This window comes from Microbacterium sp. ABRD28 (assembly GCF_003850245.1).
Lineage (GTDB): Bacteria > Actinomycetota > Actinomycetes > Actinomycetales > Microbacteriaceae > Microbacterium.
Window position 1 is genome coordinate 2,248,215 of sequence record NZ_CP031015.1, and the last position, 26,471, is coordinate 2,274,685.

27 protein-coding genes are annotated in these 26,471 nt (G+C 69.3%); 3 read left to right on the plus strand and 24 right to left on the minus strand.

The window, feature by feature from the left end:
* Nucleotides 1–77: 77 nt before the first annotated feature.
* From DT073_RS10845 to rpsB, 6 genes are all read right to left on the minus strand, one after another.
* Nucleotides 78–671 carry a DivIVA domain-containing protein gene (locus DT073_RS10845; RefSeq protein ID WP_124293400.1) on the minus strand — a complete coding sequence of 198 codons (594 nt, stop codon included), beginning with the start codon at nt 669–671 and terminating at the stop codon, nt 78–80.
* The gene (locus DT073_RS10850; protein ID WP_124293401.1) at nt 668–1,717 is read right to left on the minus strand and encodes a phosphatidate cytidylyltransferase; all 1,050 of its coding nucleotides are present in this window, start codon (nt 1,715–1,717) and stop codon (nt 668–670) included. The genes DT073_RS10845 and DT073_RS10850 overlap by 4 nt, the downstream gene beginning before the upstream one ends.
* A gap of 7 nt (nt 1,718–1,724) precedes the next feature.
* Complete coding sequence (gene frr, locus DT073_RS10855) at nt 1,725–2,279, minus strand: ribosome recycling factor (RefSeq protein WP_124293402.1); 555 nt, start codon at nt 2,277–2,279, stop codon at nt 1,725–1,727.
* A gap of 91 nt (nt 2,280–2,370) precedes the next feature.
* On the minus strand, nt 2,371–3,090 hold the full coding sequence (gene pyrH, locus DT073_RS10860; protein WP_124293403.1) for a UMP kinase: 720 nt from the start codon (nt 3,088–3,090) through the stop codon (nt 2,371–2,373).
* An 86-nt stretch (nt 3,091–3,176) separates the two neighbouring features.
* Nucleotides 3,177–4,022 (minus strand): translation elongation factor Ts, encoded by an 846-nt coding sequence (tsf, locus tag DT073_RS10865; RefSeq protein WP_124293404.1) that lies wholly within the window; start codon nt 4,020–4,022, stop codon nt 3,177–3,179.
* 90 nt (nt 4,023–4,112) lie between these two features.
* Complete coding sequence (gene rpsB, locus DT073_RS10870; protein WP_124293405.1) at nt 4,113–5,048, minus strand: 30S ribosomal protein S2; 936 nt, start codon at nt 5,046–5,048, stop codon at nt 4,113–4,115.
* Between the two features lie 327 nt (nt 5,049–5,375).
* Here rpsB and DT073_RS10875 point away from each other — a divergent pair, with 327 nt between their 5' ends.
* Nucleotides 5,376–5,942 (plus strand): murein hydrolase activator EnvC family protein, encoded by a 567-nt coding sequence (locus tag DT073_RS10875; protein WP_124293406.1) that lies wholly within the window; start codon nt 5,376–5,378, stop codon nt 5,940–5,942.
* A gap of 12 nt (nt 5,943–5,954) precedes the next feature.
* Here the strand turns inward: DT073_RS10875 and DT073_RS10880 are convergent, their stop codons facing one another.
* The 9 genes from DT073_RS10880 to DT073_RS10920 form a co-directional block, all read right to left on the minus strand.
* Nucleotides 5,955–6,866 carry a tyrosine recombinase XerC gene (locus tag DT073_RS10880; protein WP_124293407.1) on the minus strand — a complete coding sequence of 304 codons (912 nt, stop codon included), beginning with the start codon at nt 6,864–6,866 and terminating at the stop codon, nt 5,955–5,957.
* Nucleotides 6,867–6,920: 54 nt separating this feature from the next.
* A complete protein-coding gene (gene dprA / locus DT073_RS10885) occupies nt 6,921–8,111 on the minus strand; it encodes a DNA-processing protein DprA (RefSeq protein WP_124293408.1) in 1,191 nt (396 codons plus the stop codon).
* Nucleotides 8,108–9,634 (minus strand): YifB family Mg chelatase-like AAA ATPase, encoded by a 1,527-nt coding sequence (locus tag DT073_RS10890; RefSeq protein WP_124293409.1) that lies wholly within the window; start codon nt 9,632–9,634, stop codon nt 8,108–8,110. The genes dprA and DT073_RS10890 overlap by 4 nt, the downstream gene beginning before the upstream one ends.
* On the minus strand, nt 9,631–9,993 hold the full coding sequence (locus DT073_RS10895) for a YraN family protein (RefSeq protein WP_124293410.1): 363 nt from the start codon (nt 9,991–9,993) through the stop codon (nt 9,631–9,633). The genes DT073_RS10890 and DT073_RS10895 overlap by 4 nt, the downstream gene beginning before the upstream one ends.
* Before the next feature lie 102 nt (nt 9,994–10,095).
* Nucleotides 10,096–10,419: a DUF2469 family protein gene (locus tag DT073_RS10900; protein WP_124293411.1), complete on the minus strand. Its 324-nt coding sequence runs from the start codon at nt 10,417–10,419 to the stop codon at nt 10,096–10,098.
* A 61-nt stretch (nt 10,420–10,480) separates the two neighbouring features.
* Nucleotides 10,481–11,140, minus strand: coding sequence for a ribonuclease HII (gene rnhB / locus DT073_RS10905; RefSeq protein ID WP_124293412.1), 660 nt, complete (start codon nt 11,138–11,140; stop codon nt 10,481–10,483).
* On the minus strand, nt 11,137–11,898 hold the full coding sequence (gene lepB, locus DT073_RS10910; RefSeq protein ID WP_124293413.1) for a signal peptidase I: 762 nt from the start codon (nt 11,896–11,898) through the stop codon (nt 11,137–11,139). Before lepB ends, rnhB begins: the two co-directional genes overlap by 4 nt.
* 150 nt (nt 11,899–12,048) lie before the next feature.
* Nucleotides 12,049–12,396: a 50S ribosomal protein L19 gene (gene rplS, locus DT073_RS10915; RefSeq protein ID WP_124293414.1), complete on the minus strand. Its 348-nt coding sequence runs from the start codon at nt 12,394–12,396 to the stop codon at nt 12,049–12,051.
* 175 nt (nt 12,397–12,571) lie between these two features.
* Nucleotides 12,572–13,060 (minus strand): MFS transporter permease, encoded by a 489-nt coding sequence (locus DT073_RS10920; protein ID WP_124293415.1) that lies wholly within the window; start codon nt 13,058–13,060, stop codon nt 12,572–12,574.
* A 108-nt stretch (nt 13,061–13,168) separates the two neighbouring features.
* Between DT073_RS10920 and map the strand changes: the two genes are divergently transcribed.
* Nucleotides 13,169–13,951, plus strand: a complete 783-nt coding sequence (map, locus tag DT073_RS10925) for a type I methionyl aminopeptidase (RefSeq protein WP_124293416.1) — start codon at nt 13,169–13,171, stop codon at nt 13,949–13,951.
* Between the two features lie 6 nt (nt 13,952–13,957).
* On the opposite strand, the gene treZ is transcribed toward map, so the two are convergent.
* From treZ to rpsP, 7 genes are all read right to left on the minus strand, one after another.
* Nucleotides 13,958–15,685 (minus strand): malto-oligosyltrehalose trehalohydrolase, encoded by a 1,728-nt coding sequence (gene treZ, locus DT073_RS10930; protein WP_124293417.1) that lies wholly within the window; start codon nt 15,683–15,685, stop codon nt 13,958–13,960.
* Nucleotides 15,682–18,120, minus strand: a complete 2,439-nt coding sequence (treY, locus tag DT073_RS10935) for a malto-oligosyltrehalose synthase (RefSeq protein ID WP_124293418.1) — start codon at nt 18,118–18,120, stop codon at nt 15,682–15,684. Before treY ends, treZ begins: the two co-directional genes overlap by 4 nt.
* Nucleotides 18,117–20,321 (minus strand): glycogen debranching protein GlgX, encoded by a 2,205-nt coding sequence (gene glgX / locus DT073_RS10940; RefSeq protein WP_124294476.1) that lies wholly within the window; start codon nt 20,319–20,321, stop codon nt 18,117–18,119. The genes treY and glgX overlap by 4 nt, the downstream gene beginning before the upstream one ends.
* A 141-nt stretch (nt 20,322–20,462) precedes the next feature.
* On the minus strand, nt 20,463–21,140 hold the full coding sequence (gene trmD / locus DT073_RS10945) for a tRNA (guanosine(37)-N1)-methyltransferase TrmD (protein ID WP_124293419.1): 678 nt from the start codon (nt 21,138–21,140) through the stop codon (nt 20,463–20,465).
* 1 nt (nt 21,141) lies between these two features.
* Complete coding sequence (gene rimM / locus DT073_RS10950; protein WP_124293420.1) at nt 21,142–21,795, minus strand: ribosome maturation factor RimM; 654 nt, start codon at nt 21,793–21,795, stop codon at nt 21,142–21,144.
* Between the two features lies 1 nt (nt 21,796).
* Nucleotides 21,797–22,027, minus strand: a complete 231-nt coding sequence (locus tag DT073_RS10955; protein ID WP_124293421.1) for an RNA-binding protein — start codon at nt 22,025–22,027, stop codon at nt 21,797–21,799.
* A 12-nt stretch (nt 22,028–22,039) separates the two neighbouring features.
* Nucleotides 22,040–22,462 (minus strand): 30S ribosomal protein S16, encoded by a 423-nt coding sequence (gene rpsP, locus DT073_RS10960; RefSeq protein ID WP_124293422.1) that lies wholly within the window; start codon nt 22,460–22,462, stop codon nt 22,040–22,042.
* A 189-nt stretch (nt 22,463–22,651) separates the two neighbouring features.
* Between rpsP and DT073_RS10965 the strand changes: the two genes are divergently transcribed.
* Entirely contained in the window at nt 22,652–23,818 is a 1,167-nt protein-coding gene (locus tag DT073_RS10965; RefSeq protein WP_124293423.1) for a glutamate--cysteine ligase, read from the plus strand.
* Nucleotides 23,819–23,846: 28 nt separating this feature from the next.
* On the opposite strand, the gene ffh is transcribed toward DT073_RS10965, so the two are convergent.
* Both ffh and DT073_RS10975 read right to left on the minus strand, forming a co-directional pair.
* Nucleotides 23,847–25,424, minus strand: a complete 1,578-nt coding sequence (ffh, locus tag DT073_RS10970) for a signal recognition particle protein (RefSeq protein ID WP_124293424.1) — start codon at nt 25,422–25,424, stop codon at nt 23,847–23,849.
* A 61-nt stretch (nt 25,425–25,485) separates the two neighbouring features.
* The gene (locus DT073_RS10975) at nt 25,486–26,457 is read right to left on the minus strand and encodes a TetR family transcriptional regulator (RefSeq protein WP_124293425.1); all 972 of its coding nucleotides are present in this window, start codon (nt 26,455–26,457) and stop codon (nt 25,486–25,488) included.
* Nucleotides 26,458–26,471 lie beyond the last annotated feature (14 nt).

The window sequence follows — 26,471 nt, forward strand, 5'->3', positions numbered from 1 at the left end:
ACGGAGCCGTCGGGAGTCACAGTGCCGCCGAGTCTACCGACCCGGTTCCCGTCTCGCCACGCGCGTCGAGCGAGGCGTCACGACACTGCGAGCATGACCTCGACGACGGCGTCGAGCACCGCGTCGACCTGCTGCTCACGGTATCCGCCGCGCTGCATGCGGAAGGCGACCGCGCGGACCTGCTCGACCGTCACCGTCTGGCCGGACTCCAGGTAACGGCAGATGCGGTCGGCCACCAGGTCCACTTCATCGACCCGGTAGCCGAAGCCGAGCACACCGACACGGTCGAAGCGCCGGCCCGCCGGGCGCGACAGCCGGTCCAGGACCTCTTGTGCGAGGTCGCGGGTGCGCCCCACCCATCCGGCGGCGCCGAGTCGAGCCACCTCGGCTTCGCGCTCTCGCGCGGCGAAGGCATCCTCGATCCGACCGAGGGCCGAATCGACGGCGTCGATGACGTAACCGCCCCGCACCAGAGCGAACGCGGCGTGGCGGACGTCCCACGAAGTGACGGGATCGGCCGTCCGCCCTTCGAAGGACTCACGGGCGCGAAGGAGGAAGTCGTCGACCGCGCCGCGGTCGTAGCCCTTCTCGCGGCCACGGGTGATCGGGAACGCCGCCCGGGCGTGCGTCCGGCCCGCGGCGCCGGTGTCTGATGGTCGAAGGTCGGTCATGCGACTCCGAGGGGCGAGAGCAGGTAGTACAGAGCAAGCGCTGCGGTCGTGGAGGGCAGGATGGAGTCCAGACGGTCGAGGACTCCTCCGTGGCCCGGGAGCCAGGAGCTCATGTCCTTGATCCCGAGATCGCGCTTGATCATCGATTCGCCGAGATCGCCGGCCGTGGCCGTGCCGAGGATCACCAGTCCGATGATGACGCCCGTCCAGACCGGCAGACCGAGCATCAACGGCGCCAGCAGGAGTCCCGCGATGACCGCGGCCACCGCGGCCCCTGCGAATCCCTCCCACGTCTTCTTCGGACTGATGCGCGGCGCCATCGGGTGACGGCCACCCCGTCCGAGGGTGAGTCCCGACACGTAGGCGCCGGTGTCGGAGACCACCGCCACGATGATGAAGGCGAGAACCCACCATTGGCCGCCGTCCTGGGCGAGGAGGGCGACGCAGAGACTGGCGAAGAAGGGGACGTAGAGCTGGACGAGGCCGGCGATCAGGACGTCACCGAGCACGAGTGCATGCGGTCGGCCGTCGTCGGCGAAAAGCTGCGCGACCAGTCGCCACACCACCACGAGGGAGACCGCGGCGAACGCGCCGATCCAGTGCAACCAGGGCTGCAGGAAGAAGCCGGCGAGAACCAGAAGTGTTCCCGCGATGAGCTGCGCGACGATGTCGACTCGGCGACCTGACGCGCGCAGGGCGCGGCTGAATTCGAACGTGCCGAGGGTGCTGGCAGCCAGCGCGAACAGCACGAACAGCTGCTTGAAGAAGATCAGGGATGCCAGGACCACGACGCCGATCGCCAGGCCGATGAGGATCGCCAGGATGAGGTTTCGCCCGGTGCGCTGCGTGATCCTGGCGTTGGCCTCCTCGAACTCTGCTCGCGCATGCGCGAGTTGCGTCTCCAGTTCGCTTCGGGCAGCGCGCACATGCGTCTGGAATCCGGGTTCTCCGGCGACGGGCGCCCGTCGGGCCGCAGCGGCCTCCCGACGGGTCGCGGGAACCGCAGGGGCGTCGCTGCCCCGCTCTCCACCCGCGGTGTCTGTCATGACCGGCTCACACTTCGAGCAGCTCAGCCTCTTTACGCTTGAGCGCGTCATCGATGGCGTCGACGTGCGTGCGCGTCAGAGCGTCGAGCTCCTTCTCACCGCGGGAGATCTCATCCTCACCGACCTCGCTCTTGAGCGCGTCGAGGTCGTCCTTGGCCTTGCGGCGGATGCCGCGGACGTGGACCTTGGCGTCCTCACCCTTGGCACGGACGATCTTGACGAACTCTTTGCGCCGCTCCTGAGTGAGCTCGGGCAGCGTGACACGCACGAGGTTGCCGTCGTTGGTGGGGTTGGCTCCGAGGTTGGGGGTGTCGCGGATCGCCTGCTCGATGGCCTTCAGCGCCGACTTGTCGTAGGGCGTGACCACGAGCGTGCGCGCCTCGGGGTTGTTCAGCGAGGCGAGCTGGGCAAGCGGCGTGGGCGAACCGTAATAGTCGACCATGATCTTCTGGAACAGCTGCGGGTTGGCACGCCCGGTGCGCACGGTCGCGAAGTCCTCCTTCGCGGCCTCGACCGCCCGGTCCATGCGGGAAGCGGCATCTGCCAGTACGTCGGCGATCACAGGAACTCCATTCTCCGAACTCATCAGAAGTCTAGTGCGCGACCCCGGGAAGCCCGGGGCAGCACACCGTGGTGGCGAGGAGGGGCCGTCGTCAGACGGTCACCAGGGTGCCGATGGACTCGCCCAGGAGGGCCCGGGTGACGTTGCCCTCCGGCTCCATCCCGAACACGCGCATGTCCATGCCGTTGTCCATGCACAGGCTGAACGCGGTCGAGTCGACGACCTTCAGACCGCGCTGGAGTGCATCGATGTAGGTGATGCGATCGATGCGGGTCGCGGTCGCGTCCTTCCGCGGGTCGGCGGTGTAGACGCCGTCGACGCCGTTCTTCGCGACCAGGACCTCGATCGCTCCGATCTCCAGGGCGCGCTGTGCGGCGACGGTGTCGGTGGAGAAGTACGGCAGTCCTGCTCCGGCGCCGAAGATGACGACGCGGCCCTTCTCCATGTGACGCTCGGCACGGCGCGGGATGTACGGCTCGGCGACCTGAGTCATCGAGATCGCCGACTGGACGCGCGTGGCGGCGCCCGCCTGCTCGAGGAAATCCTGCAGGGCGAGCGCGTTCATCACGGTGCCGAGCATGCCCATGTAATCGGCCCGGCCCCGGTCCATCCCCCGCTGGCTCAGCTCGGCCCCCCGGAAGAAATTGCCGCCGCCGACGACGACGGCGATCTCCACGCGATCGACCGCAGCAGCGATCTCGCGGGCGATCTGGCTGACGATGTCGGGATTGACCCCGAGCTGTCCTCCGCCGAACGCCTCCCCGGACAGCTTCAGCAGAACACGACGGCGGTGGCTCGTCTCATCGATCACGGATCATCCTCTCGTCCAACGCAGACTATCGAAGCGTGAGAAAGGGCCCGCATCGACGAGGGGTCGATGCGGGCCCTGCAGCGATCTCAGGCGCCGACCTTGAACCGGGCGAACCCGGTGAGGGTCAGACCTGCGTCCTTGGCGACCTGGGCCACCGACAGCTTGTTGTCGCGGGCGTAGTCCTGGTCCAGAAGCGACACCTGCTTGAAGAAGGCGTTCACGCGTCCTTCGACGATCTTGGGCAGAGCCGCCTCGGGCTTGCCCTCGTTGCGCGAGATCTCCGTGACGATCTGGCGCTCCTTCTCCACGTCCTCCTCGGGCACCTCATCGCGGGAGAGGTACGAAGGGTTGGCGAAGGAGATGTGCTGCGCCAGGCTGCGGGCGGTCTCGGCGTCATCTCCCGAGTACGCCAGGACCACTCCGACCTGCGGGGGCAGGTCCTTGTTGGTCTTGTGCAGGTAGACCTCGAAGTTGTCACCGGCGAGCGTCCGCACGCGACGCAGCTCGACCTTCTCACCGATGATCGCGGCCTCGTCCGAGATGAGCTCGGCGACCGTCTGCGCACCGGCGACCGTCTGCGCACCGGCGGGCGCTGCCAGGGCGGCGTCGACGGAGTCGGCACCGGCGGCCGCAGCGGCCTCGACGACCTTCTCGGCCAGAGCGACGAAGCGGTCGTTCTTGGCGACGAAGTCGGTCTCGCAGGCGAGCTCTATCATGGTGACCTTGCCGTCCTGCTCGCGGGCCGCGATGAGGCCCTCGCTCGTGGAGCGGTCGGCACGCTTGGCGTTGCCCTTCGCGCCCTTCAGGCGCAGGATCTCGACGGCCTTCTCGACATCGCCGTCGGCCTCCTCGAGGGCCTTCTTGGTGTCGACCATTCCGGTGCCGAGCTGCTCGCGAAGAGCCTTGATGTCAGCGATGGTGAAGTTTGCCATGGGTGGCGGCTCCTTATGTGACGGGTGCTGTCGTGTGCATGCGCGTTCCTCGGGGCGGGGCGTCTCCACCCCGCCCCGAGGAACAGCGGCTTACTTCTCGGTGGCCTCGTCGGCCGCGACCTCGGGGGCGTCGGCCGCTTCCTCGGCGGTCTCGGGGGTCTCCGCAGTCTCGGCGGCGACGGCCGCCTCGGCGGCGGCGGCACCGGCCTCGTCGGCAGCGGTCTCGGTCGCGGCGACCGACACATCGGCGGCACCCGTGACCGTGCTGCCCTGCTCCAGGAGTTCACGCTCCCACTCGGCGAGCGGCTCGGCGGCCTCGTCGGCGTCTGCGGGCTGGTGACGCTGGATCAGGCCCTCGGCAGCGGCGTCGGCGATGATGCGCGTCAACAGCGACACCGAGCGGATGGCGTCGTCGTTGCCGGGGATCGGGTACTGGAACTCGTCGGGGTCCGCGTTGGTGTCGAGGATGCCGATGATCGGGATGCCGAGCTTCGTGGCCTCATCGACGGCGAGGTGCTCGCGCTTGGCGTCCACGACCCAGATCGCGGACGGCGTCTTGGCCATGTTGCGGATACCGCCGAGGGACTTGTGCAGCTTGTCGAGCTCGCGCTTCTTCAGCAGGAGCTCCTTCTTGGTGAAGCCGCTGTCTGCCGGGTTGTCGTAGTCGAGCTCCTCGAGCTCCTTCATACGAGCCAGGCGCTTGGACACCGTCTGGAAGTTGGTGAGGAGTCCGCCGAGCCAGCGCTGGTTGACGTAGGGCTGGCCGACGCGGGTCGCCTGCTCGGCGATGACCTCCTGGGCCTGCTTCTTCGTTCCGACGAACAGGACGGTCCCGCCGTGCGCGACGGTCTCCTTGACGAACTCGTACGCCTTGTCGATGTACGACAGCGACTGCTGCAAGTCGATGATGTGGATGCCGCTGCGCTCGGTGAGGATGAAGCGCTTGACCTTCGGGTTCCACCGACGGGTCTGGTGTCCGAAGTGCACGCCGCTGTCGAGCAGCTGGCGAATGGTAACGACGGCCATGGCCGTTCTCCTTCTCTGGCGCGTTCGCGCCGTTTCGGTTTTCCTCCCGGTCGATCGACCGGTGCTGCCTGGTACCCGACCGCCTTCCGCTCGCACGCGACGATGTCGGGTGGGAGACCGTGGGAAGGATGCCGCGCGCTGCGGGACCGAAGTCGTCGCAGCGCGCTCAGGGCACGCGTAGTCACCCCGATGTCGGGGTGCGAAGGGAAGTCTATCAGCGTCATGGCGGCCACGTCCTCTCCTCCCCACGTGCGAAGACGAGTCAGGAGTCCACAGATCCAGACGAGCACGACTCGCCAGCTGCTCGGGTGAGCAAGCCTTGCGCTCATGGCCTCGAGCGCACCGTCCGATCGACCCCCACAGACGAACCGGTGGGCGGCATTCCGGCTGGCTCTTGTGCTCGGCTTCGCGTTCGCGGTCGCAGGCCCCCCTCCCGTCGGCGCGGCGACTCCGCCCGACGATGTCTCGATCCCGCTCGCAGGAACCTGGGGATGGCCTCTGGAGCCGTTCCGGCTCGTCCGCCCGTACATCGCGCCCGCGCACCAGTATGCGCCAGGCCATCGGGGCATCGACATCGCCCCGATCGGGTCACCGTCGTCGGTGGAGGTCGTCGCGCCGGCGGACGGGGTGATCGCCTTCAGCGGACAGGTGGCAGGGCGCCCGGTGGTCACGATCGACCACGGGGCGGGGTTCGTCTCCACGCTGGAACCCGCCTCGGGCGTTCTCCCCCCGGGGACCGCGGTCGATCGCGGGGGCGTCGTCGCCATCCTGTCCGAGGGCGGCCACAGCGCGCCCGGCACGCTCCACTTCGGTGTGCGCCGAAACGGCGCCTACATCAACCCGATGCTGCTTCTCGGAGGGGTGCCGCGCGCGATCCTCCTCCCCTGCTGCTGAGCCGTTCGCAGGTCACGCTCGAGGATGAGCCAGACGGTACGACGCGGTGAGGCGTTCGTGCGACACGTGGGTGTAGATCTGCGTGGTGCCGAGGCTCTCGTGACCGAGGATCTCCTGGACGCTGCGGAGGTCGGCCCCGCCGTCCAGCAGGTGGGTGGCGGCGCTGTGCCGCAGGGCGTGCGGACCGACGGGTCTCCCGACGAGGGGGCCGACCGTGCGTGCCACGAGGTCGTACACGGTCCGCGGACCGAGCCGTGCCCCGCGCGCGCCGAGGAAGAGCGCAGCACTCCCGCGGTCTCGATCAGCCTGCCGCGCGAGGAGCACGGGGCGCGCCCGCACGAACCATGCCTCCAGCGCCTCAGACGCGGGCATGCCGAACGGCACGACGCGCTCCTTGGCCCCTTTTCCCCAGACCCGCACGGTGCGCCGCTCGCGATCCACATCGTCGGTGTCGAGGCCGCAGAGTTCCGAGACGCGGATGCCGGCCCCGTAGAGCAGCTCGAGGATCGCGTGGTCGCGCAGCGCGAGAGGATCGCCCGTCTGCGACGCTGCAGCCCCCAGATCGGCGAGCATCTCGGCGAGCGCCTCGGCGGGTGCCACCGTCGGCAGAGTCCGTCCGCGCTTCGGAGTGACGAGGCGGGCGGCGGGGTCGGTCGAGAGGTCGCCGGCGGCCACCGCCCAGACGAAGAGTCCCCTCGCCGATGCCGCACGCCGTGCGAGGGTCGCCCGGGAGGCCCCGCTCTGCTGGACGCGCCAGAGCCACTCGCGCAGATCCTCGCGAGTGATCTCGCCGATGTCGGGATCGTCGAGGATGTCGGCGAGGTCGCGCAGATCGGCGCGGTACGCACGGATGGTTGCCGGTGACAGCCGCCGGACGTCGCGCAGGTGCGCCAGGTAGCGCTCGATGACCGCCGAGAGCCGCATCACCCCAGGATGCCCGATGCGTCCCCATCGATGCGCCGCCGCGCGGCGGCGCGCTCATCTCGTCCACGAAGGTACCCGGCGCCATCCGGTCCTGCCGCGTTCCACGCCTCCGGAGAGGGCGAGGATCCCGAGCTCCGCCTCGACCTCGGCAGGCGCGAGGCCTGAGGACCGGGCGATCTGGGACAGGTCCTTCTCCGATCGCACGCTGAGGGCGTCGATGACGCGCGTGGTCCGATCGGTGCGGTCCCCGCTCACCGCCGGAAGCAGCATCCCGTCCTCCCAACCGAGGAGCTCGCGGACATCGCCCGCGGAGGTGATGCAGCGCGCGTCGTACTCCCGCAGCAGCCGATGACACCCCGCCGAGGCGGTGCTGGTGATCGGCCCGGGCACCGCGCCGAGCGGACGTCCCAGGGAGGCGGCATGACCGGCCGTGTTGAGTGAGCCGCTTCGCCACCCTGCCTCGACGACCACCGTCGCATCGGAGATCGCCGCGATCAGCCGGTTGCGCTGGAGGAACCGCCATTTCGTCGGCGCCGCGCCGCACGGGGCTTCGCTGACGATCGCGCCGTTGGTAGCGATGCGATCGATCAGATGACTGTGCCCGCCCGGATACGCGCGATCTGCGCCGCCGGCGAGGAAAGCCACGGTGTCGCCGCCGACCGTGAGCGCGGCGCGGTGAGCGGCGCCATCGATGCCGTAGGCCGCGCCGGAGACCACCGTCACCCCCGAGCCGGCGAGGTCGGCGGCGAGCTCTCCGGCGACGTGCTCGCCGTAGGATGTCGCCGCCCGCGCGCCGACCAGCGCGACGGCGGCGCCCGCCGGCCGCAACAGGGCGGCGCTTCCACGCACCCAGAGACAGACAGGCCGATGGGCTCCCAGGTCATCCACCGCCGTCGGCCATGACGGATCGCCGGGGACGATGAGCTGCACACCGGCCCGCGCCGCGGCCGCACACGCTTCGGCGACACCTTCCGGCCGCCACCGCGGCATCCAGCGCTCTCGGCCCTGCTCCGCAGCCCCGGCGAGGTGCGTGGGCGCGGGGCCCGCATTCACCACCATCTCGAGCGCCCGAAGGGCGCCGTACTCTGCGATGAGGTGACCGGCGGAGCCGTCACCGGGTTCGGTGAGGAGGTTCCACGCCACCCGTGCCCACGTGTCGGCTTCGTCGGAGTCGGATGAATCCGCACCGCGGACGCCCGCCAGCGCGCGCCTCGCGGCATCAGAAGACTCCGGCCACATTCTCATGCGGTCACCCCCTTCTTCAGGAACAGAGCACGCCCGATGTCTTCGACGCTCAGTTGCGGGCGGGCGCCGAGATCGGCGAGCGACCAGGCGACCCGGAGAACCCGGTCGTACCCGCGCAGGGTCAGCGCTCCGCGGTGGAGCGCAGCATCCAGTGGCCGGCGGATGATCGGCGACGGTGCGGCCGGCCCCTGCCGGAGCCAGCTTCCCGACACGTCGGCATTCACCCGCCACGGGGTTTCGCGGAGGCGATGCGCAGCGCGTGCCCGCGCCTCGCGCACCTGAGCGTGCGCGTCGGCGGTGGTGGTGCCGCCGGCATCGCCCTGGCCGGGCGCGACCGCCACCCGACGCATCGACAGCTCGATATCGATCCGGTCGAGCAGGGGGCCCGAAAGCCGGCCGAGGTAGCGCCGGATGGCGATCGGCGGGCAGACACACGATCCGCCCGGCACGGCGAACTGTCCGCAGGGGCAGGGATTGGTTGCAGCCACGAGCTGGAATCGCGCCGGGAACTCCGCGACCGCCCCGGCCCGGTGGATGGTGATCCGGCCGCTCTCCAAGGGCTGGCGCAGCGCGTCCAACGCGTGCGCAGGAAACTCCCCCGCCTCATCGAGGAACAGGATGCCGGTCGCCGCGCGGGCGATCGCCCCCGGCCGGATGATCCGCGATCCGCCACCGACGAGCGCAGCCACGCTCGCGCTGTGGTGCGGAGCCTCGAAGGGCGGAGTCCGGCGAAGAGCCGAGACGGCTTGCCCGCCGAGCGACCGCACGGAGGCTGCCAGGAGCGCGGCGTCCTCGTCGAGCGGGGGCAGGATGCCGGGGAGACGCCGCGCCAGCATCGTCTTGCCCGCCCCGGGAGGGCCGCTCATCAGAATGTGGTGGCCACCCGCCGCCGCGACGATGAGCGCGGTCACCGCTTCGGGCTGCCCCACCACGTCTGCAAGTTCCAGCACCTCCCCCGCCGTCTCCTCGGGCCGCGCCGCCGGAACCGCAGACTGCTCGGGTACCTCGACGGATCCGCCGTGGAACGCGACCACCTCGGCGATGTTGACGGCGCCGAGCACCTCGATGCCGGTCACCAGCTGAGCCTCCTCGCGGTTGGCATGGGGCACCACCGCGCGCCGGATGCCCTTGCGGGCTGCAGCGAGCACGGCGGGAAGGACGCCGGGCACCGGTCGAAGCCGTCCGTCCAGACCGAGTTCGCCGATGTGCACCGTGGCGTCGAGCGATTCCCGGGCGAGAGGGAGCTCGGTGGCGATGGCGGCGACCGCGATCGCGACATCGAACCCGGATCCGTTCTTGGGCAGACTCGCGGGCGACAGGTTGACGGTGAGCTTGCGTCGCGGAAGCGTCAGGCCGTTGTTGGCGCACGCGTTGTGGACCCGCTGGACGGCTTCTCCGAGCGACTTGTCGGGCAGGCCGATGATCCGGAAATCGGGAGTCTGCTGCGAGAGGTCGGCTTCGACCTCGACGAGGGCTCCATCCAGGCCCGTCAGGGCGACAGCCCGGGTACGAACGACGGTCACCGCAGATCCCGCAGATGCTCGATCGTCGCGGTCCGAGGATCGGGGCCGAGGACGGACACCGCATCGAGCCTCAGTCGGCGCCCCTGGGCGGATTGCGGGTGGGCCGCGATCCACGCCATCGCCAGGCGCCACAATCGCATGCGCTTGCGGGTGTCCACCGCTTCGAGGGGATGACCGAAGTCTTCGCCGCGCCGCGTCTTGACCTCGACGACGACGAGGTCATTCCCGTCCTCGGCGACGAGGTCGATCTCCCCGGCGGCGCACCGCCAGTTGCGGGCGATCAGCCGCCATCCCTGCTCTTGGAGATACGTCGCTGCACGCTCTTCGCCGGCTCTGCCGACCTCGTCCTTGACTGCCATGGTCCGATCGTGATCGGACGCGGCATCCCGTGGCGGCCGCTTCCCCTCATCCGTGTACACAGCCCGGAGAGGGCCGGCTGTGCAGGAGAGGACGCGGGCGCGTCAGCTGTCGAGCGAAAGCTCCTCTGGGAGCTGGAAATCGCGTCGGGAGAGCTCCTCGACGTTGACGTCCTTGAAGGTCAGCACCCGCACCGCCTTGACGAACCGGTCGGCGCGGTAGATGTCCCACACCCAGACGTCGTTCATCGTGATCTCGAAGTAGAAGTCGTGCTCGGTGTCGCGGCGCACGACGTTGACCTCGTTGGCGAGGTAGAAGCGCCGCTCCGTCTCGATCACGTACGCGAACTGACCCACGACATCGCGGTACTCGCGGTACAGTGCCAGCTCGAGCTCGCGGTCGTAGTCTTCGAATACCTCGTCGTCCATGGTGAGTCCACTCTAGATCGCCCGCGGCCGATCCACGGCCCGACGGTCGGCCGCGACGGCGTCAGAACAGGGTCGGTGCGTCCGCGATCGACCACGACGACCGGTGATGCCTGCTCAGGCCGTGGGAGCGGATCGCCGCCCGATGCTCGGGGCTCGCGTATCCCTTGTTGCGCGACCACTGGTACGCGGGTGACTCGTCATGCAACCCCGTCATCAGCGTGTCGCGCGCCACTTTGGCGATGACGGACGCTGCCGCGGCGCTGGCGCAGTCGCGATCGGCCTTGATCACCGGACGCACCCGCAGATTGCTGGTGCCGGCCGGGGTGATGTAGTCGTAGTTCCCGTCGAGGAGCACGATCGCCTCCGAGGCGTCCACGCCGTGAGCCCCCAGATCCGCCAGCGCGCGGATCGTGGCAAGGCCCAGAGCGCGCATGATGCCGATCTCGTCGATCTCGTCGGCCGAGGCCCAGCCGACGGCGCTGGCGGCCACCCACGAGGCCGCCCGCGCCGCAACGGCCGGGCGATGGTGCTCAGGCACGAGTTTGGAATCACGCAGCCCCTGCGGCACGCGCTTGCGCGATCGCGGCGCGTCGACGGCGACCGCTCCGACGGCCACCGGCCCCGCGAGAGCCCCCCGTCCGACCTCATCGCAGGCGATGACGACCGGATGCTCGCGGAGCAGTCGTCGCTCGAGAGTGAGGCGCGGTTCGATCACGGTCACGGCTGGTCGGCAGGCTCCGGAACCCCGGCGAAGACCTCGTGGTGGAAGTCCAGCAACCCGAATCGCGACAGCGGCCACGTCGTCAGGAATGCGCGGCCGACGACGTTCTCGAGCGGGACGAAGCCCTCGCCCGGCTGGTCCTGGTTGAAACGGGAGTCCCGCGAGCTGTTGCGGTTGTCTCCGAGCACCCAGAGACGGTCCTCAGGCACCGTGACGTCGAAATCCTCGGCCGACGCCCTGCTGACCCCGCCCGGGAGCTTGAGGTAGTCCATCTCATCGATGGGGACGTCGTTGATCGTGATCTGCCCGAGCGTGTTGCAGCACACCACGTGATCTCCCGGAAGCCCGATGATGCGCTTGACGAGGTGGTCGTCGCTGTCCGGTGCAGCGAGACCGATGAGCGACAAAACCCACTCCACGCCGTCGACGAACGGGCCGCGGCTCGGTGTCTCCGAGGGTGGCAGCCACCCACCCGGATCGCGGAACACCACGATGTCACCGCGCTCATAACCTCCGAAGCGCGGCGTCAGCTCGTCGACGAGGATGCGGTCGTTGACGTTGAGGGTGTTCTCCATCGACCCCGACGGGATGTAGAACGATCGGACGACGAAGGTCTTGACGAGGAAGGACACCACGAGCGCGATCAGGACGATGATCAGGACGTCCCGCAGGAATGTGCCCCACCCTCGCTTGCGACCCTCGGGCTGCGATCTGCGGGAGGGGAAGCGGTCGGCCGTCGCGTGTTGCTCGGTGGTCATCGGATCCTTCTCGGGGCCTCCCGCCCCGGTCGGTGCGGCGTCCTACCAGGGTGACATACTCGCGCGGAGTCGTCGGTCCGCCGTCGCGGGGAATTCGCCCCGAACGCCGAACGCCCCGGCGATGACCGGGGCGTTCGGGGTTCAGCGCGCTCAGCTGTCGCGCTTCTCCTTGATCTTGGCCTTCTTGCCGCGGAGGGCCCGGAGGTAGTACAGCTTGGCGCGGCGCACGTCGCCGCGGGTGACGACCTCGATGTGGTCGATCACCGGGCTGTGAACCGGGAACGTACGCTCCACACCGACCTGGAAGCTGATCTTCCGCACGGTGAAGGTCTCGCGGATGCCGTCTCCGGAGCGGCCGATGACGACGCCCTGGAAGATCTGGATGCGCGAGCGGTTGCCCTCGGTGATGTTGACGTGCACCTTGACGGTGTCACCGGGGCCGAAGTCGGGGATGTCGGAGCGCAGCGATGCTGCGTCGACGGAATCGAGGATCTGCATGAGGGATCACTTCCTGCGGCCGCCACAGGTCGACCGCGTCACGATGACGGGATGGTGTGCCCGAACCGTCCGCGATGTGGAGCGGACGGCGTACTCCCCTGAGGCAGAGCCGTGCAGGGCACAAACAGCCATTCTGCCATGGATCGCGACCCCGGCAAAAACGCTGCCGCACGGATCAGCGCAGGTCGCTGCGCTCCTCGATGACGACGACGTCGGACGGTCGTGGCCGCGTCGACCTCGATGCTTCACCGAGGTATGCGGAGGACGTCGTCCGGAACGCCACGAGACCGGCGGGCCGGGCTTCACGCCACAGCTGCCACAGCTGGGCCCAGAACAACGCCAGAGCGACGGCGATGGTCAGGCCGAACGCCCCACCCCACCACCACGTGCCGAAGAATCCGAGCGACACCGTCAGCGCGTGGAGGATCGCGAAGCCCGCGACATCCAGCCACGACACCGCGCGTTCCGCGCGCACCGTGCCGCGGGCCCGGACCAGCAGAGTCAGGATGATCTGCCCGATGAAGACCGACGGGATGCCCAGGAGCAGCACCCAGAGGAAGGCCCACCCTCCCGCGTTGAACACGCCCCAGCCGACGAGCAGCCAGAGCGGCAGGACGAAGGCCGCCGGGAACAGCCACCGGTAGACCGCGCGTCGGAGAACCATGAACCGATGCTACGCCCGTCCCGGGGCGGCGGGCAGGGTGTCCCGGGCGCCGGACGGCCATCTCTCAGCGCGCACTCCGCGAGAATGGAGGATGACGGAAGGAAATGAATGATCGAGCTGCGCACCCCGGCCGAAATCGAGGCGATGAGGCCTGCGGGCCGATTCGTCGCGGAGGTCCTTGCAACCCTTCGCGATGAGGCGAGGGTGGGAACGAACCTCCTCGCGCTCGATCAGCGGGCGCACGAGATGATCCGTCGGGCGGGAGCGGAGTCCTGCTATATCGACTACCACCCGTCATTCGGCGCCTCGCCCTTCGGCAAGGTGCTGTGCACCTCGATCAACGATGCCGTGCTTCACGGACTGCCTTTCGATTACGCGCTTCGCGACGGCGACCTGGTGTCGCTGGACTTCGCGGTCGCCGTGGACGGGTGGGTGGCCGACTCCGCGGTGTCCTTCGTCGTCGGCACGCCGCGCGATGAGGACCTGGCGCTGATCGACACGACCCAGCGCGCCCTCTCCGCCGCCATCGAGGCGGCACAGACCGGCCACCGCATCGGCGACATCTCCGCCGCGATCGCCGCGGTGGCCCGCGCGGACGGCTACCTCATCAACACCGACTTCGGTGGCCACGGAGTCGGCCGGACGATGCACGGCGACCCGCACGTGCCCAACGACGGCAAGGCGGGCCGCGGCTACCCGCTTCGTGCCGGCCTCGTCCTCGCCCTGGAACCCTGGTTCCTCGCCTCCACGGACCAGCTGATCACCGATCCCGACGGCTGGACCCTCCGCAGCGCCGACGGCTCACGTGGCGCGCACTCCGAGCACACCGTCGCGATCACCGAGGGCGGTCCGGTCGTCCTCACCGACCGGAGCTTCCTCGGAGTGGATTGAGCGCCCTCAGAGCGTCGTCACCGCCGCGCTTCGCCCCGGCAGGGTGATCCGCCCGTCGTCCGCCGACACCGCGTCATCCGTCGTCAGCAGCACACGCGACGCATCTCTCAGCCGCAGCGTCGCCGCGTCGGTGCCGAAATTGACCAGCACGTCGACGTCACCGCGACGCAGCACGAACGTGCGGGCATCCTCATCGGCCTCGGCGGACAGTGCCGCGAAGTCGGGGTCGGTGAGGTCGGGAAGCTCTCGGCGCAGCCGCGCAAGCCGCCGGTAGAGCTCCAAGGTGCGCCGGTGACGGGGGTCGGCGGCGTCGGATGTCGCCTCGGACCAGTCGAGGTGCGACCGCTCGAAGGTGGCCGGATCCTGCGGATCGGGGACGACGGATTCGTCCCACCCCATGGCGGCGAACTCCGCCAGTCGGCCATCGGCGGTCGCCTTGGCCAGCTCGGGCTCGGGATGCGAGGTGAAGAACTGCCACGGGGTGCTCGCCGCCCACTCCTCACCCATGAAGAGCATGGGGGTGAACGGCGCGAGCAGTGTGAGCACCGCGCCGATACGCAGACCCCCGTCATCCAGCGACTGGGACAGCCGGTCACCGGCCGCGCGGTTGCCGATCTGATCGTGGTCCTGGCTGTAGGTCACCAGACGCCACGTCGGGATGCGCGGATCGATGGGCCGGCCGTGTTCCCGGCCGCGGAACGACGACCACGTCCCATCGTGGAAGAACCCCCGGGTCGCGGCCTTCACCAGGGCGGAGAGCGGGGCGAAATCGGCGTAGTACCCCACGGTCTCGCCGGTGAGGGCGACGTGCAGGGCATGGTGGTAGTCGTCGCTCCACTGCGCGGTGAGGCCGTAGCCCCCGGCCTCCCGAGCGGAGATGAGAGTCGCATCGTTCATGTCGGATTCGGCGATCAGGGTCAGGGGACGCCCCACGTGGGCGCTGAGCCGATCAGCCTCCTCGGCGATCTCCTGCAGGATGTGCCGATCGGTGCGGTCGAGCAGCGCGTGGACGGCGTCCAGACGCAGGCCGTCGACGTGATAGTCCCGCATCCACATCAGCGCGTTCTCCACGATGAACGAGCGCACGGCGGGCTCGTCGAGGTTCACCGACGAACCCCAGGTGTTGCGTTCGGCGTCGCGGAGATACGGGCCGTATTCCGGCAGATAGTTCCCACTCGGACCCAGATGGTTGTAGACGACGTCCTGGATGACGGCGAGACCGCGTCCATGGCAGGCATCGACGAAGCGCTGGTATGCGGCGGGACCGCCGTACGCCTCGTGCACGGTGTACCACAGCACCCCGTCGTAGCCCCAGTTCCAGACGCCGTTGAACCCGTTCACCGGGAGGAGCTCGACGTGCGTCACGCCGAGATCGACGAGGTGGTCCAGGCGCGAGGCGGCCGCGTCCAGGGTCCCCTCGGGAGTGAAGGTGCCCACGTGCAGCTCGTAGACGATGCCGCCGGCGAGCTGGCGCCCCGTCCACTCGTGATCGCTCCACTCGTAGCCGTCGGCATCGAACCAGCACGAGGTCTCGTGCACGCCGTCGGGCTGTCGGCGCGAGCGGGGATCGGGACGCACGGCGTCGCCGTCATCGAGCACGAAGCCGTACCGGTCACCGTCGGCCAGGGTCACCTCGCCGCGCCACCAGCCGTCTGCCGCCGCCTGCATCTCGAGGTCTCCCCCGGCATACCGCAACCGGACACGGGTGGCCCGCGGGGCCCACAGTTCGATCATCGGGGTGTTCCTTCCTCGATCCGGGCGGCGTCGATCAGGAGCGCAACCGGATAGGTCTGCAGAATCGCTGACAGCGGGATCTCTCCGCCGCCGAATCGTCGTCCCGTCAGCGCGTCGACGACGTCCCGCGAGGGAAGCAGGATGGCCGTCCTGCCCCAGCCACCACGGTGGGCCAGCCCGGCCGGCAGCCGCGTGACGACCGTCGTCGCCCCGCCGCGATCGAATGCGACGGCGTGTTCGGACGCCTCGCCGACGACGGTGACCGGTCGATGGACGGTGAACAGGTCGGGTCGGTCGCGGCGAAGGCGCAGCGCGCGGGAGGTCACCAGCATCTTGGCGCGGGCAGTCGCGTCGACCGGCGGCAGGTCGCCACGGGCGAACGCCGCGTCGAGATCCCTCAGCATCCGTTGCCGCAGCCCGAAGTCCACCGGGCGACGATTGTCGGGGTCGACCAGCGAGGTCTCCCACAGCTCGGACCCCTGGTAGACGTCGGGCGAACCCGGTGCCGTGAGCTGCACGAGTTTCGCCCCGAGGGAGTTGCTCCACCCGAACGCCGAGATCTCGGCGACGAAGTCCTCGATCAATGGCCGCGCCTGTGCGGACGCGGCGTCGACGAGCGAATGCATCCTCCGTTCGAAGTCCTCGTCGGGGTCCCACCACCCCGTCGACTCCGCCGCCTCCCGGGCGGCTTTCTCGGCGTATGCGTGGAGACGGTCGGGGGTGGCGGGCCATGCCCCGATGATCGCCTGCCAGAGGAGCGCATCGAACGGGCCGTGACCCGTGGTCGCCCCGGCGCGGAGGCGCTTGAGCACCTCGGCCCAGCGCGTGGGGATCTCGGCGAGCACGTTCAGCCGGGCGCGCACGTCCTCGCCGCGCTTGGTGTCGTGGGTCGACAGCGCCGTCATCGCGCGCGGCCAGGCGGCGAGGCGTCGCTGCTGTGCCCGGTGGAATTCCGCCGGCGACATCGAGAAGACCGCGGGATCCCCGCCCACCTCGGTGAGCGAGCCGAGTCGCGTGAACCGGTAGAAGGCGGTGTCCTCGACACCCTTCGCCATCACCGGGCCAGTCGTCTGCTGGAAGCGACGCGAGATCTCGAGCGACGGATCGCGGAGGATCTCACGCAGCGCCTCGAGGCTGGGTGCGAGGTCGGGGCGGCGCCGCGTCGCCTCGGCCGCCGCGCGGGTGAGATGCTCCTCGCCCGCCGGAAGGTACGACCGGTAGACGGGGAAGCAGGCGAGGAGTTCGGCGAACGCGTCGGCGGCGCGATCGACCGGCGCGGGCAAGCACCGCACCAGCCGAGCGATCTCGGCGCGCTGGATCGTGTCGCCGATCATCCGCTTGGTGGTGTGGATGAGATCGGCCCAGCCGCTTCGCGGCACGCCGGTCTCGGCTCGAAGCTCCGCATCGAGGTCGTCGAGGGGACCTTCGCCCTCGGGGTCGACGAAGAGTCGGTCGATCTCCCCCATGGCGTCGTACCCCGTTGTGCCGGCGGTGCGCCACCAGGTGGGGAGATCCTCACCGTGCTCGAGGATCTTCTCCACGAGCACGTGCGTCGGTGCACCGCGCGCGGCACGGGCCGCCTCGGACAGCTGCTCCAGGTACGCCCCGGGGTCGAGCAGCCCGTCCGGGTGGTCGACGCGCAGACCGTCGACGAGTCCCTCGCGCAGCCACCGGAGGATTTCGGCGTGGGTCGCCTCGAAGATCTCCGGCACCTCGACCCGGACACCGGCGAGCGTGGTCACGGCGAAGAACCGTCGGTAGTTCAGATCCTCCGCCTCCGTGCGCCAGAACGCCAAGCGGTAGTGCTGGCGAGACAGCACCTCGCGGACCACCGTCGGATCGGAGGTCTCGGCGTCGGGCGCGGAACCCTGCGCGAGGGGGAAGGCGTGCTCGAAGTACCGCAGCGCGCCGAAGGGGAACAGAGCCGGGTCGTCGCTCTCGGGCGACACGGTGATCTCGCCGTCCTCGACGACGTCGTCGACATCGCCGCCGAGGATGGGGACGAGGACGCGGCCCTCACCGAAGTCCCAGTCGATGTCGAACGCGGCGGCGTGGACCGAGTCGCGGCCTCGCAGGAGCACGTCCCACCACCACCCGTTCTCGGCGGGCGCGGAGATGCCCATGTGATTGGGGACGATGTCGACCAGGATGCCGAGGTCGGCATTCCGAGCGGCGGACGCGAACCTCACCAGGGCTTCGGGGCCGCCGCGCTCCGGGTCGACCCGGGACACATCGACCACGTCGTATCCGTGGTCCGAACCCGAGGTGGCCGCGAGAAGCGGCGACAGATAGGCCCACGACACCCCGAGGTCGCGCAGATAGTCGACCACCCCCGCGGCATCATCGAGATCGAAGGAACGCCGGACCTGAAGGCGATAGGTCGACGTGGGATGCCGACGGTCCGGCGCGGCAGGAGGAACCGCCGCCGGGCTCACCGCCCGGCCTCGGCCTTCGGCGGAGTCTGCGGCACGTCGGAGTCGGCCAGCAGGACCAGCGACGCCGCCACCGAGTGGTCGACCTCGGGCTCGGGGACCTCGTGTTCGCACAGCACCATCAGGGATTTCGCCGCCAGGGGCACCGACTCGCCCGGGACGAGAGGCGCGGAATCGGCGCGCTGTCCGGCCGTGTCGACCACGGTGTCCCACTTCGGGCTGAACTCGACCGCGGGCAGATGGAAGTCCACCTCTTCGTCGCCTGCGTTGAACAGGATGATGAAGTGCTTGTCCGAGATCGGCTCTCCTCGACGATCGCGCTCGCGGATCCCGTTGCCGTTGAGGAAGACGCCGATGGCGCGGCCGAAACCGGAATCCCAATCCTCCGGCTGCATCTCGGATCCGTCGGGGCGCAGCCACACGATGTCGGGGATGCGGGCACCCTCCTCGCGGCGCACGGGACGGCCGTTGAAGAACCGGCTCCGTCGGAACGTCGGGTGATCGCGCCGCAGACGCGCGAGCGCCGCGGTGAACTCCAGCAGCGGCTGGTCGACCGTATCCCAGTGCACCCAGGTCAGCTCGTTGTCCTGCGCGTACCCGTTGTTGTTCCCCTGCTGGGTCCGTCCGAGCTCGTCACCGTGCAGGAGCATCGGCACGCCCTGGCTGAGCATCAGCGTGGCGATGAAATTCCGCTGCTGGCGCGCACGCAGCGTCAGGACCTCCGGGTCGTCGGTGGGCCCCTCGACGCCATGGTTGTACGAACGATTGTGCGATTCGCCGTCGTTGTTGTCCTCGCCGTTGGCGTCGTTGTGCTTCTCGTTGTACGACACGAGATCGCGCAACGTGAATCCGTCGTGGGCGGTGACGAAGTTGATGGAGGCGACCGGGCGACGGCCGGAGTGCTCGTAGAGGTCGGCCGACCCGGTCAGACGTGAGGCGAACTCTCCGAGCGCCTGCGGCTCGCCGCGCCAGAAGTCGCGGACGGTGTCGCGATACTTGCCGTTCCACTCCGTCCACTGCGGGGGGAAGTTGCCGACCTGGTAACCTCCGGGGCCGACGTCCCACGGCTCGGCGATGAGTTTGACCTGCGAGACCACCGGATCCTGCTGTACGAGCTCGAAGAAGGTCGCCAGGCGATCGACGTCGTAGAACTCCCTCGCGAGGGTGGAGGCCAGGTCGAAGCGGAACCCGTCCACGTGCATGTCGAGGACCCAGTAACGCAGGGAGTCCATGATCAGCTGCAGCGCGTGGGGATTGCCGACGTTCAGGCTATTCCCCGTGCCGGTGTAGTCGGTGTAGTAGCGCTTGTCGTCCTGCTCGAGGCGGTAGTACGCCTCGTTGTCGATGCCGCGCATCGACAACGTCGGTCCCATGTGATTGCCCTCGGCGGTGTGGTTGTAGACCACGTCGAGGATGACCTCGATGCCGGCGGTGTGGAGGGCGCGCACCATGCCCTTGAACTCCTGCACCTGCTGACCCCGCTGGCCCGTGGAGGCGTAGGTGTTCTGCGGGGCGAGGAAGGCGATGGTGTTGTAGCCCCAGTAGTTCGCCAGCCCCTTGTCCTGGAGGGTGGAGTCGTTGACGAACTGATGCACCGGCATGAGCTCGATCGCGGTGACACCCAGCTTGAGCAGGTGGTCGATCACCGCCGGGTGGGCGATGCCGCTGTAGGTGCCGCGCAGCTCCTCGGGGATCAGCTCGTTGAGCTTGGTCAGGCCCTTGACGTGGGCCTCGTAGATGAGGGTCTCGGCGTACGGGGTCTTGGGCTGGCGGTCTCCGGTCCAGTCGAAGAACGGGTTGACCACCACTCCCTTCATCATCGCGTCGGCGGAGTCGTCGTCGTTGAACGAGTCGGGATCGCCGAAGGTGTACGAGAACACGGACTGTCCCCACGTGATCTCGCCGTCGACGGCTTTGGCGTACGGGTCCAGCAGGAGCTTGCTCGGATTGAACCGCTGACCGTTCGCGGGGTCGTAGGGCCCGTGCACGCGATAGCCGTAGCGCTGGCCCGGTCCGACATTGGGAAGGTAGACGTGCCACACGAACGCGTCCACGTCGCGCAGCTCCACCCGGGTCTCGGAGCCGTCGTCATCGAAGAGGCAGAGTTCGACACGTTCCGCTCCCTCACTGAAGACGGCGAAATTGGTGCCGTTCCCGTCGAAGGTGGCGCCGAGGGGGTATGCCGACCCCGGCCAAGCCTGCAGCGTCATCCGTGTCCTTTCACGGTCGCGCGCACGCCGCACGACCAGTTACGAAGGTCCTGAGCATATCGAGGCCGGATGACACGCCGGTGCCTCTTGACGCCGAGGGACCCCGGAGGGGTCTGACGCAGCATCCGATCCGGATCAGTCCAGCAGGTCGGGTCGCTGGGCGCGGGTACGGGCGAGACTCTGCTCGTGTCGCCACTGTGCGATCGCGGCGTGGTTGCCGCTCAGGAGCACCGGGGGAACCTCCCGCGAGCGCCACGAGGCGGGCTTGGTGTAGCTCGGGTACTCCAGGAGGCCGGCCTCGTGGGATTCCTCGATGAGACTCTCGGGGTTGCCGACGACGCCGGGCACGAGACGGGACACGGCCTCGACGATCGCCATGGCGGCTACCTCGCCGCCGTTGAGCACGTAGTCGCCGAGGCTGATCAACCGCACCCGGTGACTGGTCGCGTAGTGGTCGATCACGCGCTGATCGATGCCCTCGTAACGGCCGCAGGCGAAGACGATGTGGGCCTCTTCGGCGAGGGCGCGCGCGAGGGGCTGGCTGAACCGCTCCCCTGCCGGCGACGGGACGACGAGCAGGGCGTCGGGCGTGAGCACCTCGTCGAGGGCCTCGCCCCACGGCTCGGGTTTCATCACCATTCCCGCTCCCCCGCCGTAGGGGGTGTCGTCGACGGTGCGATGTCGATCGTGCGTCCACGCGCGCAAGTCGTGGACGCGGATGTCGAGCAGGCCGCGATCACGTGCCTTCCCGATCAGCGAGACGTCGAGGACGTCGAAGAACGCCGGGAAGATCGTGATGATGTCGACGCGCATCTCAGGGCGCGTCCGGTCGGCCGTCCTCGGCTCCCGTTTCCGACGCGTCCGCGTCCTCCGGATCGCCGGGCAGGTCCTCGAACAGCCCCGGAGGCGGGGTCACGGTGACGCGCCCCGCGGCGATGTCGACGTCGGGGACGATGGCGGAGACGAACGGGACGAGCAGTTCTCGGTCGCCCTCACCGGTGGGGCGGACGATCAGCAGGTCCTGCGCGGGAAGATGGTCGACGCGGATCACCCGCCCGACGACGTCTCCGTCGCGGACCACGTCGAGGCCGACGAGCTGGTGGTCGTACCAGGCATCGGGTTCGCTCGTGGGAGCGGTCGCGTCCTCATCGATCCAGAGGATGGCGCGCACGAGACCCTCCGCCGTGGTGCGATCATCCACCCCCTCGAAGAATGCGACGGGGTGGGAGTTCATCCATCGGAACTCGCGCACCGTGAGGGGCTTTCCGTGCCACGGGGATGTCTCGGGCACCTGCAGCGTGAAGGTCGCACCCGGGACGAACCGACCGTCCGGGTCGTCGGTGTACAGCTCGATCTTGAGCGCACCCTTCAAGCCGTGGGCCTTGACCAGACGGCCGACGCGGAGCTGGGTCCGCTCGCCCGCCCGCGCGCGCGGGGCGGATGGCGCCGAGGAGTCTTCGCTGGGCACGTCAGTCGTCCGCGACGTCGACGCGCACACGGCGTCCGTCTGCGAGAGCGGCGACGAGGGTGCGAAGGGCTTTGGCCGTGCGGCCACCGCGCCCGATCACACGTCCGCGGTCCTCGGGATGCACGTGCACCTCGAGCAGGTCGCCGCGAGGCGACGTGGACGACTGGATGCGGACGTCGTCAGGGTGATCGACGATCCCCTTGACGATGTGTTCGAGCGCGGCGGCGAGCACGGCGTGGGACGCTTACTCGGCGGCGGCGTCGGCGGAAGCCTCGGCCTCGTCGGCGGGGGCCTCGGCGGGCTCCGCAGCCTTCTTCTCGGCCTTGGGCTTGACGACGGACGACTTCGACGAGTCCAGCTCGAAAGCCGGCTTGTCCTCGCGCGTCTTCACGGTGGAGGTCGCGTCCTTGTCACCCTTGAAGGTGCCCCAGTCGCCGGTCAGCTTGAGGATGGCGCGCACCTGCTCGGTCGGCTGGGCGCCGACGCCGAGCCAGTACTGCGCACGCTCGGAGTCGACCTCGATGAACGAGGGCTCCTCGGTGGGGTGGTACTTGCCGATCTCTTCGATCACACGACCATCGCGCTTGGTGCGCGAGTCGGCGACGACGATGCGGTAGTACGGCGCACGGATCTTGCCCAGGCGCTTCAGACGGATCTTGACAGCCACGATTCTCCTGAATGTGTGGAAGGAATGAACTGGTCGACCGGGAGGTGGGGTGCAACACCCGGTGGAAGCTCTACGGAGGACGGCGGGCTGGATAGAGGGTCGAGTCCGGCGTCCGACCCTCTATTCTGCCAGACGACACGAACAGTAGCGAACCGTCGAGCCGCTGTCTTCGCATGCCACACTGGGCGCATGACGGAGCCCTTCGCCCGGTCGGCACGCTCCACCGTGGGGATCGAATGGGAGCTGATGCTCGCCGACGGCGAGACCGGCGATCTGGTGCCCCGGGCGCCCGAGGTCCTGGATGCGCTGGGCGAGGACGCCGCGCTCGAGCGCTACACCATCACCCAAGAGCTTCTGACGAACACGATCGAGCTCACCAGTGGCATCGGCGACACCGTCGCCGCCGCCGTCGACGACATCGGCGACGCGATCGCCGCGGTGCGCACGGCTACCGAGCCGCGCGGCATCGAGCTGCTGTCCGCGGGCAGTCACCCGTTCGCACAGTGGTACGACCAGGAGGTCACCGACAAGACGCGCTATCACAGCCTCATCGAGCGGACCCAGTGGTGGGGCCGGAACATGATGATCTGGGGCATCCACGTGCATGTCGGCGTGGAGGACGTGACGAAGGTCTTCCCGATCATCAACGCGCTGACGGTCTATCTTCCCCACCTGCAGGCGCTGTCGGCGTCCTCACCCTTCTGGGCCGGAGAGCGCACCGGGTACGCCTCGAATCGGGCGCTGGTGTTCCAGCAGCTGCCGACAGCGGGGCTACCCTGGCCACTTCCCGACTGGGCTGCTTTCGAGCGTTACCTCGACGACATGATCGCCACGGGGGTGATGGAGGATGCCACGGAGGTGCGGTGGGACATCCGCCCCGCGCCGCGGTGGGGAACGATCGAGGTCCGCGCCTGCGACGGGATGTCGACGCTCCCCGAGCTCGCCGCGGTCGCGGCGTTCGTGCAGGTCATGGTCGAGCACTTCTCCCGTCTGCTCGACGACGGCGTCGAACTCAGCGGCATCCAGCCGTGGTTCGTCCGCGAGAACAAGTGGCGCGCCGCGCGTTACGGATTGGACGCACGGGTCATCGTCGATCGCGACGGCACCCAGGTGCCCGTCCGCGATCACCTGGCGGCCACGCTGGACGAGGTGGCCGGGATCGCCGTGGAGCTGAAGTGCGCGCGCGAGTTCGCGGGGCTCGAGCGCATCCTCGCCGGCGGCGCCAGCTACGCGCGCCAGTTGCTGGTCGCCGAAGCGGCCGACGGCGATCTGCGTGAGGTCGTGCGTCACCTCATCCGGGAGTTCCGCGCGGGTCCGACACTGCGCGATCACCTGGCCTCGCTGAGCGGCGCCTGACCGGACGGCGGACGGCGGCGCGCGACGCTCAGCCCCGCCCGAGGAGCTTCTGGAGTTCGGCGAGGTCCTCCGCGCTCGGCGCAGCGGGTGCGCCTCCGGCACCGGCGGCGCCGCCGAGACCGAAGCCGGTTCCCGCGGGTGCTGCGGCTGCCGACGCGGCGATCCCCGCGTTCTCGGCCGCACGCTTCGCAGGGTTCCCCGACCGTGACCCCTTCTGCTTCTGCTGCTTGCCGCGTTTGGCCGATGCGCCGGGGCGTCCCGCACCCGGCACCGGACCCATTCCCGGGATGTTCGGCACGCCGCCGCGGGCGACGGTCTTCATCATCTTCGCGGCCTGGTCGAACCGCTGGACCAGCTGATTGACGTCTGTCACCGTCATACCCGACCCCCGGGCGATGCGCAGGCGCCTGGATCCGTTGAGGATCTTCGGATTGCGACGCTCCCCCGGTGTCATGGAGCGGATGATGGCCTCGGTGCGATCGATCTCGCGCTCGTCGAAGTCGTCGAGCTGCTGCTTCATGCCGCCCATGCCCGGGAGCATCCCGAGCATCTTCTTCATCGAGCCCATCTTCTTCAGCTGCTGCATCTGCTGCAGGAAGTCCTCGAGGGTGAACTGCTCGGTCGCGATCTTCTCCGCGACCTTCCGTGCCTCCTCCTCATCGAAGGCCTGCTGGGCCTGCTCGATGAGGGTGAGGATGTCGCCGAGGTCGAGGATGCGCGAGGCCATCCGATCGGGGTGGAACGCTTCGACGTCGTCGAGCCCCTCGCCGGTGGAGGCGAAGATGATCGGTCGCCCGGTGACAGACGCCACCGAAAGGGCCGCGCCGCCGCGGGCGTCGCCGTCGAGTTTGGACAGGACGACGCCGGTGAAGTCGACCCCGTCCTGGAAGGCCTTGGCGGTGTTCACCGCGTCCTGTCCGATCATCGCGTCGATGACGAACAGGACCTCGTCGGGGTCGGTGGCGCGACGGATGTTCGCCGCCTGCTTCATGAGCTCGGCGTCCACGCCGAGGCGGCCGGCGGTGTCGATGATGACGACGTCGTGCTGCTGACGCCTCGCGACCTCGACCCCGTCCGTCGCGACCCGCACGGGATCACCGACGCCGTTGCCCGGCTCGGGGGCGTAGACCGCGGCGCCGGCCTGGCGGCCGACGACCTGCAGCTGGTTCACGGCGTTCGGTCGCTGCAGGTCGGCGGCGACGAGCAACGGCGTGTGCCCGTCCTTCTCGAGCATCTTCGCCAGCTTGCCGGCGAAAGTCGTCTTCCCCGACCCCTGCAGACCCGCGAGCATGATGACCGTCGGCGGGTTCTTCGCGAACTGCAGTCGACGCTGCTGGCCGCCGAGGATCCCGATGAGCTCCTCGTTGACGATCTGCACCACCTGCTGGGCGGGGTTCAGCGCGCGATTGACCTCGTCGCCGAGGGCGCGTTCGCGGATTCTTGCGGTGAAGTCCTTGACCACCGGTAGCGCGACGTCGGCGTCCAGGAGCGCCCGGCGGATCTCTCGCACCGTCCCGTCGACGTCAGCGGGGGTGAGCTTGCCCTTCGTGCGCAGATTGCGGAAGGTCTCAGTGAGCCGGTCGGAGAGCGTGCCGAAGGTAGCCATGGTCCGGCAATTCTACGCCGTGGGGTCGGCGGCACCCTCGCGGGCGAGCCCGCCGGCGGGGTCACTCGCGGTCGAGCTCCTGGAACACCGTGAGCTGCACGCCGTCGGGGCCCCGCAGTCGTGCGTTCCGCGAGCGCCACGGGGTGGGGGTGGGCGGGGCCTCCAGGGGGGCACCGGCATGCACCAGCGCCTCCGCCGTCGCCTCGACGTCGGCGACTTCGAGGGCCACCCGAATGCCGTCGCTCTCCCCGCCGTCTGTCTCGACCTCGTCGATGAAGCGCACCTGTGCGGCATCAGCCAGCTCCAACGTCGCCCGGCCCGCCTCGAGGATCGCCACGCGCGCGCCGTCCGGGCCCTCGAAAGCGTGGGCCTCGGTCATACCCAGGGTGTCGCGGTAGAACGACACCGCCCCGTCGAAGTCGGCCGAGCGGACGACCAACCGCAGTTGACGCACGCCTCCCTGCGGTACGAGCAGCGGCGCGACGACCTCGATCGCCTGATCGAGGGTCTGCGAGAGCGAGGTCCGCCCGGGGCCCGCTGCCGCCCACGCGCGCACCGCGGCAAGCACCGCTCCTCCCACAGCGCTTCCCACCACGTCTGCGACCAGGGGGTCGGCCCCGGTCCGCAGTGCGGCGGCGACCGATCGGCCGATACGCGTCGTTCGCACCGCCGATTCGCGATCGAGCTCATCCTCGAGACCCATCGCCACCGCGTTGGCCATCGCCAGCGCCAGGGTATCGGGAGCGAATCCCGCCGCGAACGCGCGCAGCGCCGTCCGCACATCCCGGGGGCCCGTCTCCCCTGCATCCAGATGGGTGAGAAGTGTCGCCACCCGGGCATCGAAACTCGACCAGAGGATGTCGGATTTCGAGGAGAAGTAGTTGAAGAAGCTCGACCGCGAGACCCCGGCACGCAGGGCGATGTCGGCGATGGATGTCGCGTCGTAGCCGCGCTCGAGGAACAGTTCGCACGCGGCCTCGGCGATGGTCTCGGGAGACGAGAGCTTCGGACGCCCGGCACGCTGCTCTGTCATGACTTCACCCTAGG

What these genes read in the sequence shown, in the direction of transcription:
- DT073_RS10845 (WP_124293400.1), bottom strand. Translation starts at nt 671, where the DNA reads ATGACCGACCTTCGACCATCAGACACCGGCGCCGCGGGCCGGACGCAC.
- DT073_RS10850 (WP_124293401.1), bottom strand. Translation starts at nt 1,717, where the DNA reads ATGACAGACACCGCGGGTGGAGAGCGGGGCAGCGACGCCCCTGCGGTT.
- tsf (WP_124293404.1), bottom strand. Translation starts at nt 4,022, where the DNA reads ATGGCAAACTTCACCATCGCTGACATCAAGGCTCTTCGCGAGCAGCTC.
- rpsB (WP_124293405.1), bottom strand. Translation starts at nt 5,048, where the DNA reads ATGGCCGTCGTTACCATTCGCCAGCTGCTCGACAGCGGCGTGCACTTC.
- DT073_RS10875 (WP_124293406.1), top strand. Translation starts at nt 5,376, where the DNA reads ATGGCCTCGAGCGCACCGTCCGATCGACCCCCACAGACGAACCGGTGG.
- DT073_RS10880 (WP_124293407.1), bottom strand. Translation starts at nt 6,866, where the DNA reads ATGCGGCTCTCGGCGGTCATCGAGCGCTACCTGGCGCACCTGCGCGAC.
- dprA (WP_124293408.1), bottom strand. Translation starts at nt 8,111, where the DNA reads ATGAGAATGTGGCCGGAGTCTTCTGATGCCGCGAGGCGCGCGCTGGCG.
- DT073_RS10895 (WP_124293410.1), bottom strand. Translation starts at nt 9,993, where the DNA reads ATGGCAGTCAAGGACGAGGTCGGCAGAGCCGGCGAAGAGCGTGCAGCG.
- DT073_RS10900 (WP_124293411.1), bottom strand. Translation starts at nt 10,419, where the DNA reads ATGGACGACGAGGTATTCGAAGACTACGACCGCGAGCTCGAGCTGGCA.
- lepB (WP_124293413.1), bottom strand. Translation starts at nt 11,898, where the DNA reads ATGACCACCGAGCAACACGCGACGGCCGACCGCTTCCCCTCCCGCAGA.
- rplS (WP_124293414.1), bottom strand. Translation starts at nt 12,396, where the DNA reads ATGCAGATCCTCGATTCCGTCGACGCAGCATCGCTGCGCTCCGACATC.
- DT073_RS10920 (WP_124293415.1), bottom strand. Translation starts at nt 13,060, where the DNA reads ATGGTTCTCCGACGCGCGGTCTACCGGTGGCTGTTCCCGGCGGCCTTC.
- map (WP_124293416.1), top strand. Translation starts at nt 13,169, where the DNA reads ATGATCGAGCTGCGCACCCCGGCCGAAATCGAGGCGATGAGGCCTGCG.
- treZ (WP_124293417.1), bottom strand. Translation starts at nt 15,685, where the DNA reads ATGATCGAACTGTGGGCCCCGCGGGCCACCCGTGTCCGGTTGCGGTAT.
- trmD (WP_124293419.1), bottom strand. Translation starts at nt 21,140, where the DNA reads ATGCGCGTCGACATCATCACGATCTTCCCGGCGTTCTTCGACGTCCTC.
- DT073_RS10965 (WP_124293423.1), top strand. Translation starts at nt 22,652, where the DNA reads ATGACGGAGCCCTTCGCCCGGTCGGCACGCTCCACCGTGGGGATCGAA.
- ffh (WP_124293424.1), bottom strand. Translation starts at nt 25,424, where the DNA reads ATGGCTACCTTCGGCACGCTCTCCGACCGGCTCACTGAGACCTTCCGC.
- DT073_RS10975 (WP_124293425.1), bottom strand. Translation starts at nt 26,457, where the DNA reads ATGACAGAGCAGCGTGCCGGGCGTCCGAAGCTCTCGTCTCCCGAGACC.